The organism is uncultured Thomasclavelia sp., assembly GCF_944324745.1.
In the GTDB taxonomy this organism is placed as follows: Bacteria; Bacillota_I; Bacilli_A; order Erysipelotrichales; family Coprobacillaceae; genus Thomasclavelia.
Window position 1 is genome coordinate 1 of the sequence record NZ_CALUXO010000008.1, and the last position, 7998, is coordinate 7998.

A 7998-nucleotide genomic window follows, 5' to 3' on the forward strand; every position below is an offset into this window, starting at 1 on the left:
TGCTTAGAAAAAGAATTTATAGATTGTAAAATTTGTGTTATACTTTCCATGATGAAGAAACCGTCCTTTCGTAGTTTTTGTGGAGAAACAAGTATAGCACGGAATCTTCATCTTTTTTAGTAAAATCGTAAAAAAGATGATCAAAGAGATATAATCAGTGATCATTTTTACTGTTTATATATACAAATTGATATGGGAGTGTATTTGTATCGCTTAACCGATTTTTGACACTACCAATGAAACTAGGAGGTGAGGTAAATGAAAACTCATGAAGTGGAATTATTAGTTGGGTTGTCAAAACAGACAATTCTATATTATGAAAAAGAAGGATTACTGAAAGTAAAACGTGATGTTAATAATTATCGTGACTATGATATGGATAATGTTGAAATCTTGAAGCTGATCAAATTGCTTCGAGAAATGGAAATATCAATTGATGAGGTTAAATTGATTTTAAATAATCAATTATCAATTAGAGCGGCATTAGAAAATAAAAAAGAATTTATTAATCAATCTAAAATAGAGTTAATAGATATTGATCAAAAAATTGATGAGTATATTAAAAGAAACCGAGTAAAAGTTAGTTTTAATCAGCAGTCGTTAAAGAATTGGGTAGATAAAGAAACTTTGTTTGCCAATGAAGATGGATTTAGTTTTAAGGGAATAGTGATTGATTTTAAGCAAATAAATCAAATAAAGTTATCGATATGTAGTGAAGTTTATCCAATTGATCTATTAAAAATTTATTTAAATTATTATATTGATTTTGATATTGAAACTGTGCGAGATACGTTTTCATTTCAAATATTAAATAATCAGGCAATAAAACCATTGTTTGATTATTTACAAAAACATCAATTAAAAATCGATGATCCATTAAATCTAGTAGAAGTATATCAAAAAAATGACTTAGTAATGGTCGAAAAATATTTAAATCATCATTTTAGAAAATGGGCTCAAAAATATCATTTGGATAATCCTCGAACATCAGTTACTGGGATTAACAGATTTATAAAATAATGTTGAAGTCATCAAAACAACGTTGATGCCAAAAATATCCCTTTTATATTAATATCAGCTATAATATTAGTATACAAGGAGATATAAAATGAAAGAGAAAATAATTATTGGTCAAAAAATTACAGTTATTGGAATTGTCGGTGGATATATTTTGTGGATCTTTTTTAGTTTGATTTTGGCAGTTGGTTTTTATAATTTAGTTGGTAAATATTTTTTTGGCGATGTGAATATCAATTTATTTATTTCCATTATTATATTTATCATCTCCGAGATTCTAGTAACTCCGTTACTAGGAATGGGCGATTATTTAGAATTTTCGGACACTACTGTGAATTATTATCGAGTAAGTGGTTATTTTCAAAAGTGGCATCGAGCATTAATGATTATTTTTAAGCATCAGGATGTTTATTCATTTAAAATGAAGACTAATGATATTTTTAGCTTGCAATTATCTTATGTTCGGGTTTACATGGTTTATAATCAAGTAGGCTATCAGTTAAAAATGACGTTTTTATTAAATGATGGCAGTATAATTTCTGTTATGCCATCAGGAATTGATGATATGGAAAAAGGAAAATATGAACAAGCTTTTAAAATTCTAGAAAATAATGGAACCAGTATTGTTGATAAATACCGGCTAAGAAAAGTTTTAAACGATAAAAATAGTTTTTATCTACATATTAAAGAACTTGAGGAACGAAAAGATGATTAGGATTTTTTTAAAGTGTAGCGATGAAACTACCAAACTGCTTAAACAACTGTTACTAAATAAATTAGATGATTGTAAATTTATTGATCAAGATGACTTAGATGAAACTTGTATAATAATTAGGGAAATAATAGATAATATTAATGATGTAAAAAAGTATCCAGGATTAGTTTTCGTTGTTAGTGATGGGCGGTATATGTTTGATTTACTGGAATATCAGCCCCTAGGCTTTATTCGAAAAAATTGTTTGGAAAGTGATATTGCTGGAATTGTTAATAAGATAAACTATTTTAATCAGGGTTTGGAAACATCAATTGATTTTAAATCTAGTTATTCAACTATTCGACTGCAAATTGAAAATATTGTATATATTGAATCATATGCCCATTATTTAATTGTTCACAGTAAAAGTTCGAGTGTAAAAGTTAGGGAAAAACTATCAGCAGCTTTAAATCGTTTATCTTCATATGGCTTTGTACAGGTTCATAAATCCTATATCATAAATAGCCATTATTTAGTCAGTAAAAATATTAAAGAAGTTATCTTAAAAGATAGAATAGTTATTCCTGTTGGCAAGAAGTATCAACAAATAGTGAAACAGATTTAGTACTAACTTAGCGTTAGTACTTTTTTATAAATAAGTTAAATATTTGTTATTTTTAATAAAAAATTATAGAATTTTAATCTTAATACTTTCTTAATACTGTTATATGAATCTTAATACAACCTTTATAACTTCAATGCTAAGATGAATGACGTTGAATAGATATAGGTGCTTTTATTCAATGTAAGATTACTTAAATAACTGACGTTACAGTAAATTACTAAGATTAATCTTACTGGAAGGAGAGGATGATTATCGCGGTAATTTAAGTTTAGTTTTTTATCGATAGTTTATGTTATTACAGTAATTAGGAGAAGTATTATATGGATACCAATAAAAATGTATCAAAAGATGTTAATCAGATTATATATTTAACCCCTGTTGCGGCCTATCAAATGATGGATTCTAGTATGGATGGACTAGATGATAAAGAAGCCGACAGACGGTTAAACAAATATGGTAAAAATGTAATTATAAAAAAGAAACAGGATTCATTGTTTAAGAAATTTATTTCTAATTTCACTAGTTTAATGGCCTTGTTATTATGGTGTGGTGGTGCCATGGCGATTATTTCTGGAAGTATTGAATTAGGAATTTCTATTTTCTGTGTTAACTTAATCAATGGGTTATTTTCATTTTTTCAAGAGTTTAAAGCCGAAAAAGCAACCGGTGCTTTACAAAAAATGATGCCTTCTTATGCTCGAGTAATTCGAAATAAAAAAGAAATTCGAATTTTGACTGAAAATATTGTTCCTGGCGATATAATGATCTTAGAAGAAGGTGATCGGGTAAGTGGTGATGCCCGGATATTACGTTGTAGTGATTTTCAAGTCAATCAATCGACTTTGACTGGAGAGAGTAATCCGGTTAGAAAAAGTTTTGAGGCTTTAACTGAAGAAACAAATTATCTAGAAGCTGAAAATATGATTTTTACTGGAACAACAGTTTCTTCGGGAACTTGTTGCTGTGTGGTTGTTAAGACCGGGATGGATAGTGAATTTGGAAAAATTGCTAATTTGACACAAAATACTGAAAAAACATTATCACCACTGCAAAAGGAATTAAATGTTTTAACTAAACAGATTGCCTGCATTGCTTTAAGTATTGGAATAGTATTCATGTTGATTGCAATCTTTATCATTCAAGATCCATTGATGGAATCATTTTTATTTGCATTAGGAATGATCGTTGCGTTTATTCCTGAAGGTTTATTACCAGCTGTTACTTTATCTTTAGCTTTGTCGGTTCAACGAATGGCTAAAGAAAATGCCTTGGTAAAAAAATTATCGGCAGTAGAAACTTTAGGTTGTACTAATGTTATTTGTAGTGATAAAACCGGAACACTAACTCAAAATGAGATGACAGTTAATCATTTATGGACGATTGAAAATGAATTTACTGTTAGTGGTGAAGGATATAATGCCAAGGGAAATATCTATTACAATCAAGATGTTATCACGGCTAATATGTCTAATACTTTAAGATTATTATTAACAGGAGCTTCGCTATGCTCTAATGCTAAACTAGTTCCCCCACAAGAAAATAGTGTTAATGCCCGGTATACGGTATTAGGTGATCCAACCGAAGCCTGTTTGGAGGTTGTTGCTAAAAAAGGTGGTTTAGATATGCAAAAAATTCAAAGTTTATATCCGCGAATTTTAGAGTTGCCATTTGAATCACGACGTAAACGAATGACTACCATTCATCAAATAAAGGAGGCATTTGAAGGGAGTCAACGAATTGCTTTTATCAAAGGAGCACCAAAGGAAGTATTAGATCTTTGCAGTCATTGTTATCAAAATGGGCAGTCACGTTTAATTAATGATGAAGATTATCAACATGTAATGAAAGCTAATGATAATTACGCCCGTCAAGGTTTGCGGGTTTTAGCGGTAGCTTATCGAACTTTAAAACATGATGATGCTAGTTTGCCAAGTAGTATTCGTGAGTATACTCCAGAAATCATTGAACAGGATTTAACTTTTTTGGGACTGATTGCAATGCAAGATCCACCTCGTAATGAAGTCAAAGAAGCAGTAGCCCTTTGTCATAGTGCTGGTATTAAAATTGTGATGATTACTGGTGATTATGGCTTGACTGCTGAAAGCATTGCTCGAAAGATTGGAATTATTAAAACTGATCAGGCTAAAGTTGTTTCTGGGGTTGAATTGAGTAATATGTCTGATCAGGAATTAAAAGAAGTTTTAAAAGGTGAAGTCGTCTTTGCCAGAATGGCTCCTGATCAAAAGTATCGAATTGTAACAGCATTGCAAGAATTAGGTAATATTGTCGCTGTTACTGGTGATGGAGTAAATGATGCTCCAGCCTTAAAGAAAGCTGATATCGGGGTTGCCATGGGAATTACTGGTACCGATGTTGCTAAAGAAGCCGCTGATATGATCTTAACAGACGATAATTTTGCTTCAATTGTTCGGGCCATTGAAGAAGGAAGGACAGTTTATAATAATATTCGTAAGTTTTTACGTTATATCTTTGATAGTAATACGCCTGAAGCTGCAGCCCCAGCGGTATACTTATTATCTGGTGGTTTGGTTCCAATGCCATTAACGATCATGCAAATTCTTACTATTGATATTGGAACTGATATGATTCCAGCTTTAGGACTAGGAGCTGAGCAAGGGGAAGCGAATATTATGAAGCAGCCACCCCGTTCCACAAATGATCGTTTATTGAATAAACAGGTTATTTTGGTTGGGTTTATCTGGTATGGTTTAATTATTACTGCTTTTGCTTTAGGTGGTTATTTCTTAATTAATTATTTAAATGGTTGGCCTAATGTTCCATTAGCTCCTGAGGGAACACTAGTATATCAAAAGGCAACAACAATGATGTTAGTTGGTGTAGTCTTTTCACAAATGGGAATGGCTTTAAATAACCGAACTGAAAAAGAATCAGTATTTAAACGAGGTGTTTTTTCTAATCACTATATTAATTTAGGACTAGTAGTCGAAGTTTTGATTTTGATTGTTATTATTTATGTTCCGTTTTTTAATGGAATTTTCAATACTGCTCCATTGGAGTTATATGATTGGTTATATGCTTTACCGATTCCATTTATTGTCTTTGGAATTGATGAACTTCGTAAAAAAATCTTGCGTAAAAAAGACAAATAAAGGAGATACTTATGAAAATAATAGTTGTTGGCTGTGGGAAATTTGGTACCCGTTTAGCTAAATTTTTAAATAGTAAAAATCATGATGTCGTTGTAATCGACAATCGTCGGGATACTTTTAATAATCTTGGTGGTAATTTTACTGGTCGGACTTTAATTGGAATAGGATATGATAAAGATATCTTAGAGGCGGCTGGAATTAAAACATGTAATATGTTGATTAGTTGTACTAGTAATGATGCGACTAATGCTGTTGTTAGTCATATTGCTCATAATATTTATCATGTACCAAGTGTGGTTGCTAGAATGTATGATGAAGGAAAAGCACGAATTTTTAGATCAATGGGAATTCATATCATTTCAGTAACTGGTCTAGGAGTAGAACGAATTTTAGATTATGTTAATACTAATCGTCTTCAAGTAATTAAAAAAATAGGTGAAGAAAGCGAAGTTAAAATAGTTAAAGTGCATGCCCCGCTATCTTTGATTGATAAAACGGTTGAAGAGATAGCTAGTCATGGTGAATTTGAAGTTACCGCGATCGAACGTTATGGTACAACGATCATACCGTTAAAAGATACCCGCATTAAAGATAACGATACTATCTATTTTACGGTATTGGAAGAATCATTAAATAAATTTAAAAAGATAATTTATTAATACGGAGGAAATTATGAAAGTAATTATTATTGGTGGTGGCCAATGTGGTAGCTATATTGCGGGTTTGTTAGTTAAAGGTGGTCATCAGGTAAAAGTAATTGAAAATCGTCAAAAAGCAATCGATAGTTTTTTAAACAGTGATTTACCACATGATCTTTTAATAATTGGTGATGGTACTGAAGTTTCAGTGCTTGAAAAAGCTGGAATTAAAACTTGTGAAGCTATTGTTTGTGTTACTGGTTTAGATGAGGTTAATTTAACAGCTGCAATGATTAGTAAGTTTGAATACGATGTTCCAAGAGTAATTGGACGGGTTAATAATCCTAAAAATGCCTGGCTGTTTAATGCTGGAATGGGTGTTGATGCTAAAATAAATCAAGCTGATATTATTGGTCATATGATTGCTGATGAAATGAATTATCAGTCAATTATGACTTTAATGAAACTATCAAAAGGTGATTTTTCAATTGTTCGAATTCGAGTTGATTATCAATCTCAATGTGTTGGAAAAATGATTAGTGAAATTGCTATTCCAGGCAATGCTTTATTAATAGCTTTATATCAAGATGAACAATTAGTTATTCCTCATGGTGATACAGTAATTGAAGCCGGACAGAATATCTTGGCTTTTGGTGATGAGCCAGCTATTGAAGAACTTAATAAAATATTTTCTAATTAATGGTAATAACGCTTTGTTATTACCATATTTTATATCTCAAAGTTATTATCAATTTAGTCAGTTTGTTGTATGATGATGTCAAGGGGTGATATTATGCTTAAATCAGGTGATAAAGTTAGTTTGGTAGCTTGTTCTAATGGATTGTCATTAAAGCAAAAAGCGCAGATTGAAAACTTATGTATCCTTTTAAAACAATTAGGTTTAATTCCTTTGGATAGTCCTTATTTATATCGTCAGCAAAGTTATTTAGCTGCAAATGCTAAAATGCGAGCTAAAGTCTTGTTAGATGCTTATCGAGATACTAGTATTAAAGCAATCTTTGATGTTTCTGGTGGTGACGTTGCTAATGGGATATTAGAGTGGTTAGATTTTGAATTAATTAAAGCTAATCCTAAACCATTTTTTGGTTATAGTGATCTAACAACAATAATTAATGCTCTTTATCAAAAAACGGGTCAGTTACAATATTTATATCAAATTAGAAATCTTAGATCTAACATTCAATATCAAAATTTTAATGATAGCATATTAAATGGACAAAAGAGTCTTTATAATTTTAATTATCGATTTATTCAACAAGACTATCTGGCTGGAACGATGATTGGTGGTAATATTCGCTGTTTATTAAAACTGGCAGGAACACCATATTTTCCTGATGTTGATTCTAAAATCTTGTTTTTAGAAAGCTTTAGTGGTAATGGAGCAGTTATGATGGCTTATTTAACGCAATTAAAACAAATGGGCGTCTTTGATAAAATAAATGGTTTATTGTTAGGAACTTTTACTGCAATGGAAACAAGTAATGAAGTACCAGATATCGTTTCTATAGCCGTATCTGTTATTAATAATATCAAGCTTCCAATTGTTAAAACGGAAGATATTGGTCATAATTTGAATGCTAAATGTTTAATTATTGGAAAAAAATATGAATTTAAAAAGTCAGGAAATTAAAATAATTTTCTGATTTTTTTATCATAAAGTCATTAATTGATGCATTAAATCATTTGTGACGATAAAGCTGATTTAGTTAATAAGAATATTTTGTGATAATGAAATTTATATAAATAAAAATGAGATAAATTTGAAATAAAAAGCAGTCTTTTCTATACTATAATATACTTGTTTAAAAAATAGCTTTGGCATATCAAACTATAAAAATTATCTAATAATGGAGCAATAAGATGAAAATTATA

7 protein-coding genes are annotated in these 7998 nt (G+C 30.3%); all 7 read left to right on the forward strand.

The window, feature by feature from the left end; all coding sequences use genetic code 11:
* The first annotated feature begins 258 nt into the window (after positions 1 to 258).
* The 7 genes from Q0K54_RS00630 to Q0K54_RS00660 all read left to right on the forward strand — a co-directional run bounded on the left by Q0K54_RS00630 (position 259) and on the right by Q0K54_RS00660 (position 7756).
* Positions 259 to 1020, forward strand: a complete 762-nt coding sequence (locus tag Q0K54_RS00630; protein WP_294577893.1) for a MerR family transcriptional regulator — start codon at positions 259 to 261, stop codon at positions 1018 to 1020.
* Between the two features lie 88 nt (positions 1021 to 1108).
* Entirely contained in the window at positions 1109 to 1732 is a 624-nt protein-coding gene (locus Q0K54_RS00635; RefSeq protein ID WP_294577895.1) for a hypothetical protein, read from the forward strand.
* Positions 1725 to 2336, forward strand: a complete 612-nt coding sequence (locus Q0K54_RS00640; RefSeq protein ID WP_294577897.1) for a LytTR family DNA-binding domain-containing protein — start codon at positions 1725 to 1727, stop codon at positions 2334 to 2336. The genes Q0K54_RS00635 and Q0K54_RS00640 overlap by 8 nt, the downstream gene beginning before the upstream one ends.
* 320 nt (positions 2337 to 2656) lie before the next feature.
* Positions 2657 to 5467, forward strand: a complete 2811-nt coding sequence (locus Q0K54_RS00645) for a cation-transporting P-type ATPase (protein ID WP_294577899.1) — start codon at positions 2657 to 2659, stop codon at positions 5465 to 5467.
* Between the two features lie 11 nt (positions 5468 to 5478).
* A complete protein-coding gene (locus Q0K54_RS00650; protein ID WP_294577901.1) occupies positions 5479 to 6126 on the forward strand; it encodes a TrkA family potassium uptake protein in 648 nt (215 codons plus the stop codon).
* Between the two features lie 13 nt (positions 6127 to 6139).
* On the forward strand, positions 6140 to 6805 hold the full coding sequence (locus Q0K54_RS00655; protein WP_294577903.1) for a TrkA family potassium uptake protein: 666 nt from the start codon (positions 6140 to 6142) through the stop codon (positions 6803 to 6805).
* A gap of 93 nt (positions 6806 to 6898) precedes the next feature.
* Positions 6899 to 7756, forward strand: a complete 858-nt coding sequence (locus Q0K54_RS00660) for a S66 peptidase family protein (RefSeq protein ID WP_294577905.1) — start codon at positions 6899 to 6901, stop codon at positions 7754 to 7756.
* Positions 7757 to 7998 lie beyond the last annotated feature (242 nt).